The organism is Arthrobacter sp. ZBG10, assembly GCF_001238605.1.
Classification (GTDB): Bacteria; Actinomycetota; Actinomycetes; order Actinomycetales; family Micrococcaceae; genus Arthrobacter.
In genome coordinates this window covers 67,567-88,116 of the sequence record NZ_LFQH01000033.1, presented here as the reverse complement: position 1 = coordinate 88,116, position 20,550 = coordinate 67,567, and the positions used below count along the sequence as shown (strand labels likewise).

General features: G+C 69.4%; 17 protein-coding genes. 10 read left to right on the top strand and 7 right to left on the bottom strand.

Features of this window, described 5'->3' with window-relative positions:
• On the top strand, positions 1 to 357 hold a 357-nt coding region (locus ACU18_RS08710), incomplete at its 5' end, for a transketolase-like TK C-terminal-containing protein (protein WP_050685145.1).
• 29 nt (positions 358 to 386) lie between these two features.
• Positions 387 to 1,031: a nicotine blue oxidoreductase gene (gene nboR, locus ACU18_RS08705; protein WP_050685144.1), complete on the top strand. Its 645-nt coding sequence runs from the start codon at positions 387 to 389 to the stop codon at positions 1,029 to 1,031.
• Here the strand turns inward: nboR and ACU18_RS08700 are convergent.
• The 6 genes from ACU18_RS08700 to ACU18_RS08675 form a co-directional block, all read right to left on the bottom strand.
• The gene (locus ACU18_RS08700) at positions 1,016 to 1,996 is read right to left on the bottom strand and encodes an aldo/keto reductase (RefSeq protein ID WP_050685143.1); all 981 of its coding nucleotides are present in this window, start codon (positions 1,994 to 1,996) and stop codon (positions 1,016 to 1,018) included. The two genes, nboR and ACU18_RS08700, sit on opposite strands and share 16 nt — an antisense overlap.
• A gap of 145 nt (positions 1,997 to 2,141) precedes the next feature.
• Positions 2,142 to 4,997, bottom strand: a complete 2,856-nt coding sequence (locus ACU18_RS08695) for a molybdopterin-dependent oxidoreductase (protein WP_050685142.1) — start codon at positions 4,995 to 4,997, stop codon at positions 2,142 to 2,144.
• 2 nt (positions 4,998 to 4,999) lie between these two features.
• Positions 5,000 to 5,974 (bottom strand): FAD binding domain-containing protein, encoded by a 975-nt coding sequence (locus ACU18_RS08690; protein ID WP_050685141.1) that lies wholly within the window; start codon positions 5,972 to 5,974, stop codon positions 5,000 to 5,002.
• The gene (locus tag ACU18_RS08685; RefSeq protein WP_050685140.1) at positions 5,965 to 7,215 is read right to left on the bottom strand and encodes an XdhC family protein; all 1,251 of its coding nucleotides are present in this window, start codon (positions 7,213 to 7,215) and stop codon (positions 5,965 to 5,967) included. Before ACU18_RS08685 ends, ACU18_RS08690 begins: the two co-directional genes overlap by 10 nt.
• 80 nt (positions 7,216 to 7,295) lie before the next feature.
• Positions 7,296 to 8,798: an NCS2 family permease gene (locus ACU18_RS08680; RefSeq protein WP_050685139.1), complete on the bottom strand. Its 1,503-nt coding sequence runs from the start codon at positions 8,796 to 8,798 to the stop codon at positions 7,296 to 7,298.
• A 14-nt stretch (positions 8,799 to 8,812) separates the two neighbouring features.
• Positions 8,813 to 9,307: a nucleoside deaminase gene (locus tag ACU18_RS08675; protein ID WP_050685138.1), complete on the bottom strand. Its 495-nt coding sequence runs from the start codon at positions 9,305 to 9,307 to the stop codon at positions 8,813 to 8,815.
• 456 nt (positions 9,308 to 9,763) lie between these two features.
• Between ACU18_RS08675 and ACU18_RS08670 the strand changes: the two genes are divergently transcribed.
• Complete coding sequence (locus ACU18_RS08670) at positions 9,764 to 11,137, top strand: 8-oxoguanine deaminase (protein WP_050685137.1); 1,374 nt, start codon at positions 9,764 to 9,766, stop codon at positions 11,135 to 11,137.
• Between the two features lie 21 nt (positions 11,138 to 11,158).
• On the top strand, positions 11,159 to 12,403 hold the full coding sequence (ligD, locus tag ACU18_RS08665) for a non-homologous end-joining DNA ligase (RefSeq protein WP_050685136.1): 1,245 nt from the start codon (positions 11,159 to 11,161) through the stop codon (positions 12,401 to 12,403).
• Positions 12,404 to 12,499: 96 nt separating this feature from the next.
• Here the strand turns inward: ligD and ACU18_RS08660 are convergent, their stop codons facing one another.
• On the bottom strand, positions 12,500 to 13,162 hold the full coding sequence (locus ACU18_RS08660) for a biliverdin-producing heme oxygenase (protein WP_050685135.1): 663 nt from the start codon (positions 13,160 to 13,162) through the stop codon (positions 12,500 to 12,502).
• Between the two features lie 403 nt (positions 13,163 to 13,565).
• Between ACU18_RS08660 and ACU18_RS08655 the strand changes: the two genes are divergently transcribed.
• The 6 genes from ACU18_RS08655 to ACU18_RS08630 are packed head-to-tail and all read left to right on the top strand — an operon-like array spanning position 13,566 to position 20,535.
• Positions 13,566 to 14,561: a heme/hemin ABC transporter substrate-binding protein gene (locus ACU18_RS08655; protein WP_231686036.1), complete on the top strand. Its 996-nt coding sequence runs from the start codon at positions 13,566 to 13,568 to the stop codon at positions 14,559 to 14,561.
• Positions 14,558 to 15,724, top strand: coding sequence for a FecCD family ABC transporter permease (locus ACU18_RS08650; protein ID WP_082178253.1), 1,167 nt, complete (start codon positions 14,558 to 14,560; stop codon positions 15,722 to 15,724). The genes ACU18_RS08655 and ACU18_RS08650 overlap by 4 nt, the downstream gene beginning before the upstream one ends.
• Positions 15,721 to 16,629, top strand: a complete 909-nt coding sequence (locus ACU18_RS08645) for a heme ABC transporter ATP-binding protein (protein ID WP_231686035.1) — start codon at positions 15,721 to 15,723, stop codon at positions 16,627 to 16,629. The genes ACU18_RS08650 and ACU18_RS08645 overlap by 4 nt, the downstream gene beginning before the upstream one ends.
• Positions 16,626 to 17,798 carry a hypothetical protein gene (locus ACU18_RS08640; protein WP_050685133.1) on the top strand — a complete coding sequence of 391 codons (1,173 nt, stop codon included), beginning with the start codon at positions 16,626 to 16,628 and terminating at the stop codon, positions 17,796 to 17,798. Before ACU18_RS08645 ends, ACU18_RS08640 begins: the two co-directional genes overlap by 4 nt.
• Positions 17,795 to 19,156 (top strand): HtaA domain-containing protein, encoded by a 1,362-nt coding sequence (locus tag ACU18_RS08635; protein ID WP_050685132.1) that lies wholly within the window; start codon positions 17,795 to 17,797, stop codon positions 19,154 to 19,156. Before ACU18_RS08640 ends, ACU18_RS08635 begins: the two co-directional genes overlap by 4 nt.
• Positions 19,153 to 20,535, top strand: coding sequence for a hypothetical protein (locus ACU18_RS08630; RefSeq protein WP_050685131.1), 1,383 nt, complete (start codon positions 19,153 to 19,155; stop codon positions 20,533 to 20,535). Before ACU18_RS08635 ends, ACU18_RS08630 begins: the two co-directional genes overlap by 4 nt.
• The last annotated feature ends 15 nt before the right edge of the window (positions 20,536 to 20,550 follow it).

Below are 20,550 nucleotides of genomic sequence, written 5' to 3'. Positions count from 1 at the left end.
GCCTTCCTCAACCCCGGCCAGCCCGCACGGGTGCCCTTTGTGGCCCGGCAGCTTGAGGGTGCGGCCGGACCCATCGTGGCTGTCTCGGACTACATGAAAGCAGTCCCGGACCAGATCCGGCAGTTCGTCCCCAACGAATTCGCCTCCCTCGGCGCCGACGGCTTCGGCTTCTCCGACACCCGCGCAGCAGCACGCCGCTTCTTCAAAAACGACACCCACTCGATTGTGGTGAAAACCCTGCAGCTGCTCGCGGCGAGGGGCGACGTGGAGGAGGGCGCGCCGTCGTACGCCATGGACCGCTACAAGCTCCTGGACGTGCGGGCCGGCACTACAGGCGGCGCTGGCGGCGACTCCTGAGCGGGAGCCGCGCCGGATAGTCTGGGCCCATGAAGTACAACGGCGAACCGCGGACCACCGGCGTGGTGCTGGCCGCCGGCAGTGGCAGCAGGCTGGGGCTTGGCCCCAAAGCCCTGCTGCCCTACCGGGGCCGGCCGCTGGTGGAAGCCGCTGCCGCCGCCCTGGCCGGTGGCGGCTGCAGCGACGTGGTGGTGGTCCTGGGCGCCGGCGCGGACAAGGTGGCGGCGGCCGCTGACCTCGCCGCCTGCCGCGTGGTGGTCAACGCCGCGTGGGAAACGGGCATGGGCGGCTCCTACCTGCTGGGTGAACACACCGCAGGCCCGGCCGGCCACCTGCTGATCGCACTGGTGGACCAGCCCGGCCTGCTGCCGGATACGGTCCGGCGCCTCCTCGAGCAGCACCGGCCGGGCCGGATCACCGCCGCCGCTTATCGGGAACCTGCTGCCCCGGGCGGGCTTCGCCGCGGCCATCCGCTGCTGATCGACGCCTCGCTGCGTACTGCGGTGGCAGCAACGATAACGGGCGACGCCGGGGCGCGCGGCTTCCTGCGCGCACACCCGGAGCTCGTGGACGAGGTGGACTGCAGCGACCTGTCAGACGGACAGGACGTGGACACCCCGGACCAGCTGCACCTGTTGGCCGGTCCGGAGGCGGCCGGTTACCAGCGCGGGTGAATGGCCTCGCGGAAGTAGTGGTCGTAGATCCAGCGGACGCCGCCGTCGAACTCTTCATCGATTTTGACGGTGGCCGCGGCAGCGTTGGCCGTTGCCTGTTCCACGGAACGGGCACCGGGAATCACGCTGGTGACGCCGTCCTGGGCTGCGATCCAGGCGATGGCTGCCTGTGCGGTGCTGGCGCCGGCCGGGACCAGCTGCTCGAATTCCGCCACGGCCTTGAGGCCCAGGGCGTAGTCGACGCCTGAGAAGGTCTCCCCCACGTCGAAGGAGCCGCCGTCGCGGTTGTAGTTGCGGTGGTCGTTGTCCGCGAAGGACGTGTCCTTGCTGTACTTGCCGGACAGCAGGCCGGAGGCGAGCGGGACGCGGGCGATGATGCCCACCCCGGCTGCCTTGGCGGCCGGCAGGACCTCGTCCAGCGGCTTGAGCCGGAAGGCGTTGAGGATGATCTGGATCGAGGCGGTGCCCGGATGACGGATTGCTTCGAGTGCTTCGTCGGTGCGTTCGACGCTGACCCCGTAGTTCCGGATGGCGCCTTCCGAGACCAGGGTGTCCAGGGCGTCGTAGACCTCGGCGTTGCTGTAGACGGGCGTGGGCGGGCAGTGCAGCTGGACCAGGTCCAGGGTGTCCGTGCCCAGGTTCTTCCGCGACCGGTCAATCCACTGGCGGAAGTTGGCCAGGGTGTAGTTTTCCGGCTTCTGGTCCATCCGCCGGCCCATCTTGGTGGCCACCGTGATGTCCAGGCCCTGGTTGTCCTTGAGGAACTTGCCGATGGCCTGCTCGCTTTTGCCGTCTCCGTAGACGTCAGCGGTGTCAAAGAAGGTCACGCCGGCCTCGGCCGATGCCGCCAGCAGCTCCTGCGCCTGCGCGTCGTCCACGTTGCCCCAGTCCGCGCCGAGCTGCCAGGTGCCCAGCCCCACGGTGGAGACGTTCCGTCCGGTCCTGCCTAAAATCCGCTGTTCCATCCCCCGACTATAGGGGTTGGCCCGGCGGCGGCTGAATTCCGGAAACCGCCCCACCCCCTGTTGCCCTATCAGTTATGGTCCCCATCCGGCCGAATGGGGACCATAAGTGATAGGGCAACGAGGAGGGGTGATAGGGCAACGGGGGTCAGGAAACCAGGTGCCCCTGCCCCACCCCCGCTTCCGCCGCCGGGACCTTGCCCGCTTCCCGGAGCCCCAGGTAGATCCGGTCGCGGGCGATGGGCAGTTGCGCGAACCGCACCCCGGTGGCGTTCCGGATGGCGTTGGCCAGCGCGGGTGCCACCGGATTGAACGGGCTTTCGCTCATGGATTTGGCGCCCAGCGGGCCCGTGGAGTCGTTGGTGTCAGCGAAGTAAACCTCGCTCCGGGGCACGTCGGCGAAGGTGGGGATGTGGTACTGGCGCAGGATGTCGGTGGTGACGCGGCCGGCGTCGTCCACCACCACCTCCTCATACAGCGTCGCGCCGATCGCCTGGGCGATCCCGCCCTCGATCTGCCCCCGGCACTGCCGTGGGTTGACCACCACGCCGGCGTCGGCTGCCTGCACGCTTTGCAGGATTTTCAGCTCGCCCGTGTTCCGGTTCACGGCCACCCGGAAGCCGTGGACGTTGAACGCCACGGACCGCGGGGTGCCGCCCCAGCGCCCTTCGGCGGCAAGTTCGACGCCGGCTTCCGCGGCCGCCGCCGCAAGCTCCGTCAGTGGCACGTCGGTTCCGTCACACACCACCGTGGCGCCGTGGATGACGCAGGCCGAGGCCTGGGTTTGCCGGATCCCGGCGGCAAACGCCCGGATCCGGACGGCCAGTTCCTCCGCCGCGGCCAGGGTGGCTTTGCCGGCCACCACCGTCCCGGCGGAGCCGAAGGCCCCCGTGTCGTGCTCGATCAGGTCCGTATCGGACTGCCGGACCTGCACACGGGTGGACTCCGTGGCGAGCGCGGTGGCCGCCAGCTGGGCGTGCACGGTGGTGGTGCCGTTCCCGAATTCCGCCGTGCCGACGTCGGCCTGGTACGTCCCGTCCGGCAGGAGCCGGATCTTCGAGTGGGCAAAGTGGCCCCGCGGCGGGACGGTGTCAATCATGGACAGCGCCTGGCCCTCCCCCACCAGCCAGTCCGGGCCAAGGTCATCAAGTCCGGCCTCGCGGTACCTGTCCTGGCCGCGCTGCAGCGCATCCCGGACCAGGTCCAGGCACTGGTCCAGCCCGTAACTGCCGTAGTGGACGTCCTCCTCCGGTTCGGGCTGGGTGGACAGCATGTCATCCCCTTTCCGGACCATGTTCCGGCGGCGGAACTCCTGCGGATCCATGCCGATGCCCGTGGCCAGCTCATCCATTGCCGATTCGATGGCGAAGATCATCTGGCTGAGCCCGTAACCGCGGAACGCCCCGGCCGGGACGGTATTGGTGTACACCGAGTGCGCGTCCACCTTTTTGTTGGCGCATTTATAGACACTGAGCGATTCGCCGCAGCCGTGGAACATCACCCCCGGACCGTGGTTGCCGTACGCGCCGGTGTTGGTGACCACGTCCAGTTCCAGTGCTGTCAGCCGGCCGTCGGCGCTGGCACCGGCCTTCAGTGCGATGGTGAACGGATGCCGGGTGGTGGTGGCGGTGAACTGCTCGGTGCGGGTCAGTTCCAGTTGGACCGGCCGGCCCAGCTTCAGGGCCGCGAGCGCCACGAGGTCCTCGGTGAGGACTTCCTGCTTTCCGCCAAAACCGCCGCCCACGCGGCCTGCCACCACATGGACGCCGTCCTCGGGGAGCCCGAATATACGGCAGAGGGTCCGCCGGACCAGGAAGGGGACCTGGCTGGAGGTGCGGATCTGGATCCGGCCCGCTGGGTCCACGGAGGCGATGGCTGCGTGGGTTTCCAGCGCCACGTGCTGGACGCGCTGGGTGCGGTAGGTCTGTTCGTGGATGAAGTCGGCAGCTGCGAAACCGTCCGCCACGCTGCCCAGCTCAGAGTGGAGCTCGGCCACCACGTTGCGGTCCGGCCGGGAAATCCGGGCGATGGGACCGTCCTTGTCGCCGTGGACCTGCGGGGCGCCGGGCTGCAGGGCGTCCTGCGGCGAAAACACGGCAGGCAGCACCTCGTAATCAACAGCCAGGGCCCGGACGCCGGCCTCCGCGGCGGCCACCGTTTCCGCAACGACGGCGGCCACCCGCTGCCCGATGAAACGGACCACGTCGTCGAGGACCCGGGTGTCGTCCGGGTCATCGGTGAAAAGTTCGTGCTGGGCGGTGGAAAAGAGCTGCTCCGGGGCGTCGGCCGAGGTCAGGACGGCCACGACGCCGGGAATTTCCAGCGCAGCGGCGGCGTCGACGGACAGGACCCGGGCGGAGGCGTGCGGGGAGCGCAGGATCTTCAGGTGCAGCAGCGCCTGCTGCTCCGCCACAGGGAGGTCCAGCGTGTAGCGGGCGGCACCGGTGACCACTGCCCGGCTGGCGGGCGCGGGGACGTCGTCGCCCAACTGGCCGGGGACCGGATCGGGCTGGCTGTCCCCGGCGATGCCCGAGCCGGGCCCCTCCGGCGCGGGGTGCCCGGCGTGGCCGCAGATCGCGTCCCCGATGGCCCGGTAGCCGGTGCACCGGCAGAGGTTGCCCTTGAGGCTGCGGGGCAGGTTGCTTTCCTGCTCGGCGTCGAAGGTTGCCGCTGTCATCAGCATGCCGGCGGTGCAGAACCCGCACTGGAAGCCTTGCCGCTCCATAAACTGCTGCTGGACCGGGTGGAGCCCAGACTCTGAGGGTTCGGCCGCGGTGGCGGCCAGCCCCTCGATGGTGGTCACGGCGTGGCCCTCCGCCCGGACTGCCGGGTAGATGCAACTGTGCACCGGGGTGCCGTCAACGTGGACGGTGCAGGCGCCGCAGTCCCCGCCGTCGCAGCCCTTTTTGACGCCGGAGTTGCCTTGCTCGCGCAGGAACGTCCGGAGGCACTGGCCCGGGCGGGGCGCAGCGTCTGCGGCCGTTCCGTTGATGCTGATGGCCATGCTCAGGCCCCTTCCTGGTTGGTGGTGCCGGACGCAGGCGGGATCGATCCAGCCGGGATGGGCCCTGGCGGGACCGCTGCGGTCGGCGTGGACCCGGGCTGCGGCGGCCAGAAGTCGCCGGAGACCTGCAGGCCGGGCGTTCCTTCCGGTGCGCCGAGTTCGGCGCGGATCTCCTCGGCGAGGAGGTAAGTCATGTCGCGGCGCCAGTCCGGCAGGCCGTGGATATCGGAGTGGTACAGGTCAGGGGCGATCGCGTCATCCAGAGCGGCGGCCAGGGCCGGGGCCGCCGGGATGCCCTCGAACCGCAGCTGGACGGGCCGGGTAGTGGCGGCGGTGACGGTCAGCACCAGGGCGGTCCCGCCGTCGAGCCTTCCCACCAGCAGCACCCCGGACCGGCCCAGGTTGCTCAGTGACAGTCGCCGGAATGCCACCCGGCCAGACAGTGCCGACGCCGGCACGTGGATGCTGCGCAGGAGTTCGCCGGGTGCCAGCGCATTGGTGGCGTCGCCGGTGACCAGGTCAGCCACCGGCAGGGTCCGGCTGGAGCCGCCGGGGCCCAGGATGGTGGCCACGCCGTCCAGTCCCGCGCACAGTGACGTGACGGGGCCCGCCGGCAGGGAGGTGCAGATGTTGCCGCCCACGGTGGACATGTTCCACACCTTGAAGGAGGCAACAAAGGAGTCGCAGCAGGGCCGGATGAGGTCCAGCCCGGGCCAGGAACGGCCGGTCGCGGCCGCGGGCAGCGCATACAGTTCCGCCACCGTGCATGTGGCGGCGAGTTCGATTCCGGTGTCCGTTACAGTGACCGGCGTCCACCCGGCGCTGCCCAGGTCGAGAAGGCGTGTGAGCGGCTCGGGGCCAAACGCGTAGCTGCCGTAGGAGAAGAGGACGGTGCCGCCGGCCAGCCAGGCATCGCCGTCGCGCCACTGCGCGGGGTTGGTGGTGGGAACCACTGCCTCAATGGTGTTCATGTCCATGCGATCTCCTGCTGGGTCATAGGGGCTGCAGATGCAGCGGGTAGGTGATGGATGGGACCGCTTGCCTCGCGCAGGGGCATGCCGGTGGCGGCACGGCTGCGGGCGGCGATCAGTTCGGCGGTGATGGACACTGCCACTTCCGCGGGGGTTTCGGCGCCGAGGTCCAGTCCGATGGGTGAATGCAGCCGGGCGATCCGGTGCGCCGGGATTCCCGCGCCAAGCAGGTCGTCCACCCGTTGAAGGTGGCTCCGGCGCGACCCCATGGCGCCAACATAGGCGAGGTCAAGGGCCAGCGCCGCTTCCAGCAGCGGCAGGTCGAATTTGGGGTCGTGGGACAGGACGGCGGCCACGGTGCGGCCATCCAGCCGGCCGGCCGCCGCTTCATCGGCCAGGTAGCGGTGCGGCCATTGCGCCACCACCTGGTCGGCGGCCGCGAAGCGGGGCTGGGCGGCAAAGGCCGGCCGGGCGTCCACCAGGGTGACGTGGTAGCCCAGCAGCTTGGCGGCGGGGAGCAGCGCGGCGCCGAAGTCGTTGGCGCCGAACACCAGCATCCGGGGTGCCGCGATGCGCGACTCCACCAGCAGGACGGCCGACGCCGGCTCCTGGCTGTGCAGGTCCGGCGGGCAGGAGCCCGCCTGGGTCAGCCCCACCAGCCCTGAGCCGCCGCGGCGGAGCAGGGCAGCGGCCTGGGCCAGCGGCGCCGGCCAGGCTCCGGCCCGGCGGTCCTGCTGGTTGCACAGTTCCGCCAGGCCGGGCAGGACAGCAGATGCTTCACCCGGATTGCTGACCACCACTGCCTGGCCGGGCCGGCCGGGGACGGCCAGGCGCCGGACCAGTCCCACAGGCTGGTCCGGGCCGGTTGCTGCCAGGGCCACAAGCGCGGTCCGGAGCGGCTGGCCCGCAGCCATCCCGCCCGGATCCACGGCGGGGACGGGCTCGACGTGGATGTCCAGCTCGCCCCCGCAGGTGAGCCCGGCGGCGAAGGCATCAGCGGAACTGAAACCGAACCGCTGCCGGCGGGGGCCGGCGTCGTCCATTGCCGCCATGGCCAGCGCCACCACGGCGCCTTCCACGCAGCCGCCGGAGAGGCTGCCCAGGATGGACCCGCTGCCGGCGACCAGCATGGACGTTCCCACGGGCCGGGGAACCGATCCGGTGGCCGCCACGATGGTGGCCACCGCGAACGGTCCGCCGGCAACGGTGGGTAACCAGCCGCGCAGTGAAGGGATCAGGTCAAGCATGTCGGTGCTCCTTCTGCCGCGTGGCGGTGGTGTCCATATTGTCGTCGGTCAGGGGTGGTTGGGGGAAGGAACCGCGCGGGTCAGGCGCCCAGCAGGGCGTTGATGGGCCCGCGGGCGAAGTAGACCAGGAAGCCGGCGCTGACCACCCACATCAGCGGATGGATCTTTTTCGCCTTCCCGGATGCCGCGCCGATGATCGCCCAGCTGACGAAGCCCACCCCGATGCCGTTGGCGATCGAGTAGCTCAGCGGCATGGTCACGATGGTGAGGAAGGCCGGCAGTGCCACCGTGAACTTGGTGAACTTGATCTCGCGGATCTGGGCCATCATCATGGCGCCCACCACCACCAGGGCTGCGGCCGCCACCTCAATCGGGACCACGCTGGTGAGCGGCGTGAGGAACATCGAACCCAGGAACAGGACACCGGTGACCACCGACGCCAGGCCGGTGCGGGCGCCTTCGCCGATCCCTGCCGCGGAGTCGATATAGACGGTGTTGGAGGATCCTGAGGTTGCTCCGCCGGCCACGGCGCCGAAGCCTTCCACAATGAAGGCCGACTTGAGGCGCGGGAACGTCCCGTCCTTATGGGCGACGCCGGCGCTCTTGGCCAGGCCGGTCATGGTGCCCATGGCGTCGAAGAAGTTGGTGAACACCAGGGTGAAGACCAGCATGGTGGCGGCGAGTCCGCCGATCCGGCCGAACGCACCGAACACGTCGAACTGGCCCACCAGGCCAAAGTCCGGTGCCGAGACCAGCTGGCCGGAGAGGACCGGCGTGTTCAGGTGCCAGCCGCCGGGGTTGGTGGCGCTGGCCGGGCCGATCTTCAGGAAGGCTTCCACGACGGCTGCCAGGAACGTGGTGGCCACGATGCCGATCAGCAGGCCGCCCTGGACCTTCCGCGCCACGAGGATGCCCATGGCGAGCAGGCCCACCACAAAAACCAGGGTGGGGATGGAGGTAATGGAGCCGCCGTCGCCAAGCTGGACGGGCGGGCCGCCTGCCGTGGGCCGGACGAAACCGGAGTCCACAAAGCCGATGAAGGCGATGAACAGGCCGATGCCCACCGTGATGGCGGCCTTGAGTTCCTTGGGGACGGCCCGGAAGATCGCGGTCCGGGCACCGGTGACGCCGAACAGGACGATCAGGATGCCGTTGATCACCACCAGTCCCATGGCCTCGGCCCAGGTGACTTCCTGGATTACGGAGACGGCCAGGAAGGAGTTGATGCCCAGCCCGGCGGCCAGTCCGAACGGCAGGTTTGCCACCAGCCCGAACAGGATGGTCATAACGCCGGCGGTGAGGCCGGTGACGGCGCCCACCTGTGCGGCGGACAGCCAGCCGCCGGCCACATCCGTGGGGGCGTTGTCCGCGCTGAACCCGCCCAGGATCAGGGGGTTGAGGATCACGATATACGCCATGGTGAAGAACGTGACCAGGCCGCCGCGGAATTCGCGGGCCAGGGTGGATCCACGCTTGGTGATCTGGAAGAAGCGGTCCAGGAAATTTTCCGGCGGCGTGGGCGCCTGGGTGGTGCGTGCCTGCGGAGCCGGTTGCTCCCCGTGTGAATTGTCCAAAATAGTCATCTCAGCCACCGGGCCTAGTAATCAATCCTGGATTCGAGCGTGTTCCAGGTGTTGAACGGCTCCAGCGGCGCCGGGGCGTCGGGGCCGGCCAGCACCAGTTTGGACACGGGCATCAGGGCATCCCGGTCCTGGTTTTCGAAGTACTCGTAAAAGACGGCGTCATCGAATCCCACGGAGGCGGCGTCATGCCGGCCGGCGGCAAACACCACCCGTTCCACGCGTGCCCAGAGGGCCGAGGCGAGGCACATGGGGCACGGCTCGCAGCTGGTGTAGAGGACGGCTCCGCTGAGGTCGAACGTGCCGAGCTCCCGGCACGCGGTGCGGATCGCGGTGACTTCTGCGTGGGCCGTGGGATCGTTGTCCGCGGTGACCCGGTTGACGCCATCAAACGTCTTTCCGTCCGCGGTGACGATCATGGCGCCGAAGGGCCCGCCGCTGTTGAGGACGTTGGCTGTTGCCAGCCTGATGGATCTGGCCAAAAACTGTTCGGCCGTGACGGTGGTACTCATGATGCGACTCCCTTTGCCGGGAAGCCGGATAGCCGGGTGCAGGACCAAGGGGACCAGGTGCGACGGTTACCAGGCTTCAGCATTTGCTGTGAAGGTTAAGTTGCGCCTGGTAGATAGCTTCCCGGGGTCCGGGTGCCCGCCTTTGGCAAATTGAGATTAGCACCACACCTGTGGTCCGCGCCATAGTTTCTGGAAACTTAATTTCGCAATGTGAAATTCATGTTTCGGCTGGCTCACGGCGTCGGATTTCCGCCGCCGCTTCAAGCCGCCGTTCCAGGCCCCGGTCCGCCCGTCCCTCCCGCCAACAGACCGGCCGGTCACATTCGGGCCGTTGACGGCCACCGCCGGCGTTCCCTACGCTGGACCCAGCCGCACATCGCTGCGGTCACCTGGATCAGCAGACAGGGCTTCACTGAGCTGGATTTACCGCCGCTTCGCTCAGACAAGGACAGCCCCATGACCCAGCCCACTCCTTCCGCCGGCAACCAGCGCCTCTGGATCCGGAACCCGCAGGCGGCTTTCACCGCCAACCACCTGGACGCCTCGGGCGGCATAGTGGTCAGCGGCGGCGTGATCGTGGAGGTCCTGGCCGCGGGCCAGCAGCCCGCCACGCCCTGCGAGACCACGTTCGACGCCGGCCGGCACGTCCTGATGCCGGGCCTGATCAACACGCACCACCACTTTTACCAAACGCTCACCCGCGCCTGGGGGCCCGTGGCCAACGCGCCGTTGTTCCCGTGGCTGCAGAACCTGTACCCCGTATGGGCCCGGCTGACACCAAGGGACCTCGAACTCGCCGCGACAGTGGCCCTGGCCGAGCTCCTGCTGTCCGGGTGCACCACCGCCGCGGACCACCACTACCTCTTCCCGGACGGCCTGGAACACGCCATCGACATCGAGGTGGAGGCTGTGCGGCGGCTTGGCATGCGCGCCACCCTTACGCGCGGGTCCATGACGCTGGGAACGGACGACGGCGGCCTGCCGCCGCAGTCCACGGTGCAGGCTCCGGAGGTGGTGCTGGCGGACAGCGAACGGCTGATCGGCCAGTATCACGAGCGGGGTGCGGACGCCGTGATCCAGATTGCCCTGGCCCCGTGCTCTCCGTTCTCGGTCACCAAGGAAATCATGGCCGAAAGTGCCCTGCTGGCCGGCCGCCTGGACGTCCGCCTGCATACGCACCTGGCAGAGACCCTGGACGAGGAAGACTTCTGCCGGGAGATGTTTGGCCTGCGGACCGTTGACTACCTGGACAGTGTCGGCTGGCTGACGGACCGCACCTGGCTGGGCCACGGCATCCACTTCAGCGACGACGAGATCCGCCGGCTGGGCGCCGCGGGCACCGCCGTCGCGCACTGCCCCACCTCCAACATGCGGCTGGCCTCGGGCACCGCCCGGGTCCTGGAACTGGAGGCCGCCGGCGTCCCCGTGGGGCTGGGTGTGGACGGTTCGGCGTCCAACGATGCCTCGAACATGATCCTGGAAGCACGCCAGGCGCTCTACCTCCAGCGCCTCCGCTACGGCGCGGACGTGCCCGTTGAGCGCGCCCTGGGCTGGGCCACCCGTGGCTCGGCGGCGGTCCTGGGCCGGCCGGAACTGGGCCAGCTGGCACCCGGGATGCAGGCGGACCTGGCCCTGTTCACCCTGGATGAGCTGCGGTTTTCCGGCAGCCACGATCCCATCGCCGCCCTCCTGCTCTGCGGCGCCGACCGTGCGGACCGGGTGATGGTGGGCGGCCAGTGGCGGGTGGTGGACGGCCAGATCCCGGGCCTCGACATTGCCGGGTTGATCGCGGAACATTCGACGGCGGCGCGAAGGCTGGTTGCCGGCTGACCTGGCTGCTAGCGTGGCCGCATGACCCCGTCGAAGACGCCGGCTGAAGTCCTCACCGTTAACGGTGCCGAGGTCCGCATCTCGAGCCCGGACAAGGTGGTGTTCCCGGAACCCGGGCTGACCAAGCTGGATGTGGTGAAGTATTACGTGGCCGTCGCTGAGGGTGCCCTGCGGGGCGCCGGCGGCAGGCCCATGGTGCTCAAGCGCTTCCCCAAGGGCATCGACGCCGAGCCGTTTTTCCAGAAGCGGGTGCCGGAGAACCATCCCGCCTTCATTGACACCACCACGCTGCACTATGCGTCCGGCACGTCGGCGGAGGAGGCAGTGATCCGGGACGCTGCGGGCCTGGCGTGGGTGGTCAACCTTGGCTGCCTGGACCTGAATCCGCACCCGGTGCGCGCGGAGGACCTGGAACACCCGGACGAACTCCGGGTGGACCTGGACCCGATGCCCGGCGTGGACTGGTCGCGGATCGTGGACGTCGGGTATGTGGTGCGGGAGGTGCTGGACGACGTCGGCCTGGCCGGCTGGCCGAAGACCAGCGGTTCCCGGGGACTCCACATCCTGGTGCGCATCGCCCCGGAGTGGTCCTACCGGGACGTCCGGCTGGCTGCCGAGACCCTGGCCCGCGAGGTGGCGAACCGGGCCCCGGGCCTGGCCACGGCGCGGTGGTGGAAGGAGGAGCGCGGCGAGAGCGTGTTTGTGGACTTCAACCAGAACGCCAAGGACCGCACCGTGGCCTCTGCCTATTCCGTCCGGGCCCTGCCGGACGCGCGGGTTTCCACGCCGCTGACCTGGGACGAAGTCCGTACCGCCCTGCCCGCGCAGTTCACCGTCCGCACCGTGCTGGAACGGTTCGCAGCCATTGGCGATCCACACGCCGGTATCGATTCCTCGGTGGGCCGCCTCGACGGGCTGCTGGCGCTGGCCGCAGAACTCGGGCCCGCGGAAAAGCCGCCGCGCAGTGGGGACGGGTCCGGCCGGCGGCAGTCGGTGATGCCCCTGGTGGAGGTGGCCCGCACCCGGACCAAGCCGGAAGCGCTGGCCGCCCTAGAGGAATGGAAGTCCCGGCACGCCGGCATCGTGGCCGCCCTGCAGCCGGCGGATGTCCTGGTGGACGGGATGCGTGGCTCCAGCTCGCCCTGGTACCGGGTCCGGGTGAACCTGCAGCACATTCCGGAGGCGGAGCGTCCGGCTCAGGAGGAACTGATCGCCGACTACGACCCCTGGGCCGGCCGGCAATGGCCGGGTAAGCCGGGATCCTGACGCAGTTTACTTTTCGACGCGCAGATTCCCTGGCGCCCCCGTTATTCCGGGTGCGCCGGGGAATATGCGGGTCGGCAGTGAATTTGCGCGTCGGTTTCAGCTGGGGATACCGGACCCCAGCCGGTGCGCCATCAGATCCACAAACACCTGCCGGTTTGTTTCGAACGCGGTGGCGGCGTGGGCCAGTACGTCGGCGCGTTCCGACCCGGAGAGCTCCACGTCATCCAGGCGCTGCCGGTAGGCGTCCTTGTAGGCCTTGAGTTTGCCGACGCCGTCGAAGGCGTAGAAGTTCAGCCCCTCAGGACCCAGTCCGTAGTGCCGCTGGACCAGGGTGGAGATGATCTGGCCACCCGAAAGATCCCCCAGGTACCTGACGTAGTGGTGGGCCAGGAGGTACGCCAGGGACCCCGGCCCCATCGCGGCCAACTGGTCCGCATACGCCCTGGCGCCGGGCGTCACGTACAGGTTGGCCTCGGCCGGCAAGCTCTCCCAGCCTGCACCGAAGTGCACCTGGAGGTCCTGTTCCAGGGCGGGCACCCGTGCCAGTGCCGGATCGGCGAACGCCTGCAGGCGCGGGTCCTGGTTGGCGGCAAGCGCCTCCTCGAGGGCGCGGTAGATGATCAGGTTCTGCAGCAGCAACGCCCCGACCTGGCCCCGGTCCAGCCTGCCGGCGAGGAGTTCGGTGACGAATCCGGCGTCCTCGGCGTGCTGGTGTGCGGCAGCCGTATGCGCCTTGAGCTGTTCGGAAAATGCTGTCATGGAGACTCCAGTGAGGGTGGTCGGATCGCCACGGTCGGGGCGTTTGATGACACTCTGTCACACTCTTCGGAGATAGGTAAGAGTTTTGTGACGTAATGCTGAAACTTAATGTTAGGCTAGCCTCACCTTAGCGCCAGCAGAACTGCATCATGCCTGTTCAGCGGCCTGAATCCAATAAAACACACGTCCAGGTGCGGCTTAGCATGCCCATCTTCGGGGGAGAACCATGCTCAAAAACCAGCCGAAACGACCGGCAGTGCGTGCTGTCAACGCCGCAGCATGGCGTGGGACAGCAGCCCCTGCCCGCCGGCGCGGGACCCTTCGGTGGGTGGCCGCCGTCGCCCTGTGCCTTGCCCTGGCCGGTTGTTCAACTGCCGGGGCAGGCGCTGGCAGTAAGCCGGGCGTGGCCCTGCGCGATGCCGTGGTGCTCGAGGATCCCCAGGCCTATGTGGGGCCCTCGACGGCCGTGCTCAACAGCCCGGACCTTGACCCGCTGGATTCCCCCCAGGAGCAGGTCCTGCCCGCGACGGTCACGGACAGCCAGGGCACCACGGTGACGGTGGCGGACACCAGCCGGATCCTGGCCATCGACCTGTACGGCACCACGGCCCGCACGGTCTTCGAACTGGGACTGGGCGCCAACGTGGTGGGCCGTGACGTGAGCTCAGGCTTCCCGGAAATCGCCGGCCTGCCGCTGGTGACGCAGAACGGCCACGAACTCAGTGCCGAAGCCATCCTGGAACTCGCACCAACAGTGATCATCACCGATTCCAGCCTGGGGCCGTGGAATGCCGTCCTGCAGATGCGGGAAGCCGGGATTCCCCTGGTGGTGGTTGATTCGCACCGGTCCATGGACAACGTGGGACCACTCATCAAGCAGGTGGCCGACGCCCTGGGCGTGCCGGCCGACGGCGATCGGCTGGCCGCGCGGACCGCCGACGCCATCAGCGCAATCACGGCAGCCATTGCCGGGATCACGCCGCCCGACGGCAGGAAGCTGCGCATGGTATTCCTTTACGCCCGCGGCCAGTCCGGCATCTACTACCTGTTCGGGCCCGGGTCGGGTACCGATTCGCTCATCACGGCGCTGGGCGGAGTGGATGTGGCAGCGGAAACCGGCATGCAGGGCATGCAGCCGCTGACCGATGAGGCGCTGGTGGCGGCCAGGCCGGATGTGGTGCTCATGATGACCAAGGGCCTGGAATCGGTGGACGGCGTGGACGGGCTGCTGACCAGCGTCCCCTCGCTTGCCCACACCCCGGCCGGGGAAAAGCGCCGGATCGTGGACATGGCGGACAACGACGTCCTGAGCTTCGGCCCCAACACCGCCAGCGTCCTGGAAGCCCTGTCCGTTGCCATTTACGCGCCGGCCAGCACGTCCGCGGCGGTCGCAGGATGACCGGCGTCGGGCTGCGCCAATCCGTCACGGCGCTGCCGGCGCCCCTGAAGCTCGACGCCCCCGGGACCCTGCCTGCACCATCGGGCACCGGAACCGGCGCAGCACAGGCTCCAACCACGCCGGCCGGAAACCGTACCCGCACCGGCCTCCTGTTCGGCACGCTGGCCGCGGCGCTCCTGGTCCTGGTCTTTGTCTCCGCAGGCTTGGGCCAGATGGGCATCAGCGCCGGTGAGGTGCTGGGCTCGGTCCTGCACCGGATCGGCATCCCCGCCGGCCCCCTCCCCCAACAGCAGTATGCCGAGTCCGCGCTGTGGTCCATCAGGTTCCCCAGGGTGGTCCTGGCCCTGGCGATCGGCAGCGCCCTGGCCACGGCAGGAGTCCTGATGCAGGGTGTGTTCAGCAACCCGCTGGCCGAGCCCGGCGTGGTGGGCGTCTCCTCCGGCGCAGCGGCCGGCGCCTGCATTGCGATCGTTTTCCAACTGGACTTCCTGGGCAACTGGACCCTGGTGGTGGCCGCCTTCCTGGGCGGGCTCGCTGCCACGGCACTGGTCTACGTGACGGCACGGCAGGGCGGCCGCACGGAGGTGGTCACCCTGGTCCTGACCGGGATCGCCGTCAACGCCGTGGGCGGAGCCATCATTGCCTTGATGACGTTCCTGGCCGACACGTCGGCCCGCGAGCAGATTGTCTTCTGGCAACTGGGCAGCCTGAACGGCACCCGGTGGGAACATGTGGCCATCGTTGGGCCCATCACCATTGTTGGCATTGCCCTCGCCCTGTTGTTTACGGGGAAGCTCGACCTGCTGTCCCTCGGCGAGCGCCCGGCCCGGCACCTTGGCCTGAATGTGGAACGCCTGCGGATCCAGGTGGTGGTCCTGGTGGCCATCCTGACCAGCGCCGCCGTCGCCTTCGCCGGCATCATCGCGTTTGTGGGACTGGTGGTGCCGCACATCATCAGGATGGTTGCGGGCCCCGGACACCGGGTCCTGCTGCCGGCCAGCGCCCTGGGCGGCGCGCTCCTCCTGCTGGCGGCGGACACCTCCGCCCGCACCCTGGTGCCGTTCGCTGACCTGCCCATCGGGATGCTGACGTCCCTGGTGGGCGGCCCGTTCTTCTTCTGGCTGATCCGGCGTACCCGCCGCGGTGCGGGCGGCTGGCAGTGAGCGCCGGAACCGAGGCGCCGGTGCAGGCCGCCGTCCCGGCTGCCCGGGCCAACCCGGAAACTTCGTCCACCCGGGAGACCACGGCCGCACCGGCCCTGGCAGCCTTCGGCGCGGGGGTCACCCTGGCCGGAACCCGCATCCTGGCCGGCATCGACCTGGCTGTGCATGCCGGCGAGGTCGTAGCGCTGGTGGGCCCCAACGGGGCCGGCAAGTCCACACTCCTGGCGGCACTGGCCGGGGACGAGGCCTGCTCGGAAGGCCACGTGGAACTCGGCGGCACCAGGCTGGACAAGATTCCGGTGGCCCACCTGGCGCGCCACCGTGCCGTCCAGCTGCAGGAAGCCAGGGTGTCGTTCGCGTTCACCGTGGCCCAGGTGGTCGGGATGGGTCGCGCACCCTGGCACAACACCCGCCACGAAACCGGCGACAGCCGGGCCGTCAGCACGGCAGTGGCCCGCACCCGGACCGGGAACCTCACGGGCCGCAGTTTCCCCTCGCTCTCCGGCGGGGAGATGGCCCGCACCTCGTTTGCCCGTGCCCTCGCGCAGGAAACGGCGGTGCTGCTGCTGGACGAACCAACCGCGGCCATGGACCTGCGGTACCAGGAGCTGGTGCTCAGCGAAGTCCGCCGCCGGGCCGACTCAGGAGCCGCCGTTGTGGTGGTCCTGCATGACCTGTCCCTCGCCAGCGCGTACGCGGACCGCATCGTCCTGCTCCAGCAGGGCAAGGTCCGGGCCGTAGGCAGCCCCCGCAAGGTCCTGACCGCGGAGCTGCTGGAAGAGGTGTACCAGCATCCTGTGGTGGTTATCGACCACCCCGGCTCCGGGGGCCTGGCGGTCCTGCCGCTGCGTCCCGCCGCACCACTCCCTGCACCCCTTGTCCCTGCATCAAAGGAAACGCCATGAAGTTCCCCCTCCGCCGGCGCGCCGCCGCGGCTGCGGCAGCCATCACCCTGGGCGCCATGGCCCTGCCTGTCGCCCAGCTTGCGGCAGGCACGGAAGCCCGGGCCGCCGGCAGGGTCAGCATCAGCTCACCGCTGGGCGGCAACCAGGCGGCCGCAGGCAGTCCCACCACCGTGAGCCTCACCGGCAACGGATTCCAATCCATCCAGGGCGGCTTCGGCGGGGTCTACGTATTTTTTGGCTGGGTCAGCGACGGCGCCTGGCAGCCCAGTGCGGGCGGCAAAACCGGCACTGACCTCCTCTACGTTCCGGACAGCGAAGCCAGGGACAACCAGGGCTACCAACGCTTTATCGCCTTTCCCGGTTCCGGTACCGCCGCTTCAGCCAATGGCGGGACGCTCGGTACTGACGGGGCCTGGTCCGTCCAGCTGACCATCCCCGGGGCCTCGTTCTCCGCCCTGGACAGGTCCGGCGCCAGCAAAACCGTGGACTGCCTGGCGGTCACCTGCGGCATCATTACCATCGGCGCCCATGGCGTGGCCAACCCGGAAAATGAAAGCTTTACGCCCATCAGTTTCACGGGGCAGGCAACCGGGGAAGCGAACAAGGCCCCCGGCAGCGCAGCCCCGGGCGGAACGGCGCAGGCCGGCGCGGCCCAAGGAACCGGCAGCTCGGTAGTCCCCGGCGCGGCGGCTGCACCGGGTGCCGTCCCGGCAGGCCCTGCTTCCCTCGGCGTGGACAGCAAAACCATCATCGCCGGACGGGTGTTGACCTTCAACGCCCGGGGCTTCCTGCCGGGTGAACAGGTCAGCGCCAGCGTCAGCGCCGGCCTGGTGGGAGCGGGGGCGCTGGTTGCCGGGCAGCATGGCGAGGTGGCCGGCGCCGTCCAGCTTCCCGCAGACATGCGCGCCGGAACCCACGTCATCAAGGTGGCTGCCGCAGCGTCCGGGACCACGGCACAGGCGGAATTCTCCGTGGTGGCCGACGCCGCACTCCTCAACGCGCAGACCTCCACCGCAGACGCCGGGACGGGCTGGTCGTGGCCGCTTTCCGCCGTGCTGGCAGCGGGCGGGATCCTGCTCCTTCTGGTGCTTACGTCGCTGGTCACCGCCATCCTGCGGCGGCGGGCAACCAAACCCCGGCGCGGAAACACCCCGGCGGCCACAGCGTGAGCGCCGGATGGTGGCGGCCCGCAACGGCGGCAGCCGCCCTGGCCCTGGGCGCCCTGGCCGGCCTGGCCCCGCCGGGCGCAGCTGCCAGCGATGGCAACGCCGGGGATGGCACCGGCAGTGGATCCGCCGTCGAAATTTCCGTGACCATCCCCGCCACCGGTGACCGCAACACCACCAACGGCCAGCTCCGCTGGGGCATCAACACCGAAGCCGGCAGCGGCTCCTTCTTTGGCGGCTGCAACTTCCTGTCCGCCGGCGTGCCCGGAAACTCAGGCAGTTCCCGGCCCTGGACGGCGGCCGACGGCTTCTACAGCCCCCAAAGCGGCAACGTCACCATCCAGAAACCCACCAGCAGCGGTTCCTGGGAAACATCCACGTGGAACGACAGATGCCAGGACCCTGCCGGCCGTGCGGTGGGCACCGGTCCGGCGGAAAAAGGCACCGGCGCGCAAGTGGTCTTCGGCTCCGGCTCCGGACAGGTGGACGTCGCCGCCGGCACCGCACAGCTGGGGTGGGAAGGTTCCTTCAGCGTGGTGTTTTACGGCGGCCTGACCTATTGGTGGGCCACGGATCCGCAACTGAACATCGCCAACGGCAAGGGAACCCTGACCGCCACGGCCTCCGGTTACGGCTCGGACCGGGCCAACGCCGCCAAGTGGGTGGAACTTGCGCCCACCACCATCACCCTGGCCACCCTCTCCAACGTGGAGCTTGGCGCCAATGGCATCACCGCCATCCCCGACTACCGCGGCGTTGCCACCACCCCCGGAGCGGACGGACCGGCCCAGGCCAGGACCGGAGCGGACTGGGGCGCCTTCCCACAGGACTTCATCGATTTCCAGGGCAACACCGGGCAGCAGGCCTACTGGTACTCCTCCGGGGGCCTGCGCGACTACGCCAAACCGGCCCTGCCCCTGTACGTCAGCTATGACGCGGCCAACCCCGTCCCCGTCCAACCGCCGGCCGTTACGCCGCCGGAAGCGGCACCGGGCACAGGCTCCGCGTCCGGCCAGGATCCGCGGCCGACGGCGGCCGGCCCCGCCCCTGTTCCCCGCGCCGACGCGGCGGCCCCGACAGCCCTGCCCGCCGTGGCCGGGCCGGTCACTGCCGTTGCAGCCGCCGCGACCTGGCTGGGCAACAGCCTGATACCTCCTGCCACGGCCCAGGATCTGGTGAACCTCCGGGACACCTTCCTATGGGCACTGGCAGGCCTTCTCGCCCTGGCCGGCATCGCCGTGCTGGGCTTCCGCCGGGGCTGGCTGGTCCTGCCCGGCACCAAAAGACCTCCCGCCGCTGTCCGCGGCGGGGCTTCAGGAAAACCATCGCATCCCGTAAACGCATCAACGGAGGAACCATGAAACGACATTCCGCAACCGGCCGCCTTGCAGCAGCCCTCGGCACAGCGGCCGCTGTGGCCGCCCTCAGCGGGGTTTTTGCCCCCGCAGCACAGGCCGCCGAAAGCTCGATCACCGACGTCACCCTGCGCTGGGGCCTGAGCCAGGAAGCCGGCGGCGGCTCCTACTTCGGCGGCTGCAACTACCTGTCGGCAGGCAAGGCCGGCAACACAGGTTCCAGCCGTGTCTGGACCGAGGCGGACGGCTTCTACGCCGCATCGGCCGGGAACGTCAGCATCGAAAAGGACGGCGCCAACGCCACCAAGGTAGCCCCCACCTGGGCCACCAAATGCATCGGCGCCGCGGGTACCCCCGTCACGCCGGCCCCCGGCAGCAGCACCAATAACCAGGTGGTCCTCTCCGCGGGAACCGGTGTGGTGGACGCCGCTGCCGGTACCGCCAAAGTGCAGTGGGACGGCGACTTCACAGCGGTGTTCTACGGCGGCCTGACCTACTGGACGGCCTCCGATCCTGAACTGACGGTCAACGCTGACGGCACCGCCACCCTCACCGCCACCGCCAGCGGTTACGGCGCCAGCATGGAGGACACCACCAAGTGGGAGGCCATCAGCCCCCGCGTGATCGACCTGGCCAAGTTCACGGATGCCAGCCTGACCGCGAGCGGCTTCAGCGGCACTCCCGTTTACCGCGGCGTTGTGGTGACCGGTGTGGACAACCAGGTCACCACCGGCGCCAACGCCGGTGCTTTCCCGCAGTCGTACATCGATTTCCAGAAGCTGACCGGCCAGGCAAGCTACTGGTACTCCTCCGGCGGCGGCGCCGATCCCAAGAAGGTCGCTGCCCCGCTGGCGGCCTCCTGGACGGCACCCACCACCCCCAGCCCGGAGCCGTCCGACGACTCACAGGCAGTGGAAATCGGTGTCGACGTCCCCGTCACCACCCCCACCACTCCCGAAGAGTTCAAGTGGAGCATCGCCGGCACCGGCGCCGTGAACCTGGGCAGCGCCCAGCAGAACCAGGCCGGATCGTTTGCTGCCACCGGCGCCCTGCCCACCATCACCGTGACGGACACGCGCTCCGGGCAGTCGGGCTGGTCGCTGAGCGGCAGCGTCTCCGGGTTCACCTCCGGCGCCGGTTCCTTCGCGGCATCCGCCCTGGGCTGGGCCCCGGCGCTGGCCAACAACACCGTGGGTGCAGCCGCCGGTGCGGCAGTGGCTCCCGCCGCTCCGGGCCTGGGCAGCTCCGCTGTCCTGGCATCGGTGGGCAACGGGCACACCGCCGGATCCGTTGACGTCAACGCCGCGCTCAACCTGCTGGCACCTGCCGGCACGGCTGCAGGTTCCTACACCTCAACCCTCACCATCACCGCGCTGAGCGACTGATACAAACCCATGGCC

What these genes read in the sequence shown, in the direction of transcription:
- nboR (WP_050685144.1), top strand. Translation starts at nt 387, where the DNA reads ATGAAGTACAACGGCGAACCGCGGACCACCGGCGTGGTGCTGGCCGCC.
- ACU18_RS08700 (WP_050685143.1), bottom strand. Translation starts at nt 1,996, where the DNA reads ATGGAACAGCGGATTTTAGGCAGGACCGGACGGAACGTCTCCACCGTG.
- ACU18_RS08695 (WP_050685142.1), bottom strand. Translation starts at nt 4,997, where the DNA reads ATGGCCATCAGCATCAACGGAACGGCCGCAGACGCTGCGCCCCGCCCG.
- ACU18_RS08690 (WP_050685141.1), bottom strand. Translation starts at nt 5,974, where the DNA reads ATGGACATGAACACCATTGAGGCAGTGGTTCCCACCACCAACCCCGCG.
- ACU18_RS08685 (WP_050685140.1), bottom strand. Translation starts at nt 7,215, where the DNA reads ATGCTTGACCTGATCCCTTCACTGCGCGGCTGGTTACCCACCGTTGCC.
- ACU18_RS08680 (WP_050685139.1), bottom strand. Translation starts at nt 8,798, where the DNA reads ATGACTATTTTGGACAATTCACACGGGGAGCAACCGGCTCCGCAGGCA.
- ACU18_RS08675 (WP_050685138.1), bottom strand. Translation starts at nt 9,307, where the DNA reads ATGAGTACCACCGTCACGGCCGAACAGTTTTTGGCCAGATCCATCAGG.
- ACU18_RS08670 (WP_050685137.1), top strand. Translation starts at nt 9,764, where the DNA reads ATGACCCAGCCCACTCCTTCCGCCGGCAACCAGCGCCTCTGGATCCGG.
- ligD (WP_050685136.1), top strand. Translation starts at nt 11,159, where the DNA reads ATGACCCCGTCGAAGACGCCGGCTGAAGTCCTCACCGTTAACGGTGCC.
- ACU18_RS08660 (WP_050685135.1), bottom strand. Translation starts at nt 13,162, where the DNA reads ATGACAGCATTTTCCGAACAGCTCAAGGCGCATACGGCTGCCGCACAC.
- ACU18_RS08650 (WP_082178253.1), top strand. Translation starts at nt 14,558, where the DNA reads ATGACCGGCGTCGGGCTGCGCCAATCCGTCACGGCGCTGCCGGCGCCC.
- ACU18_RS08640 (WP_050685133.1), top strand. Translation starts at nt 16,626, where the DNA reads ATGAAGTTCCCCCTCCGCCGGCGCGCCGCCGCGGCTGCGGCAGCCATC.
- ACU18_RS08630 (WP_050685131.1), top strand. Translation starts at nt 19,153, where the DNA reads ATGAAACGACATTCCGCAACCGGCCGCCTTGCAGCAGCCCTCGGCACA.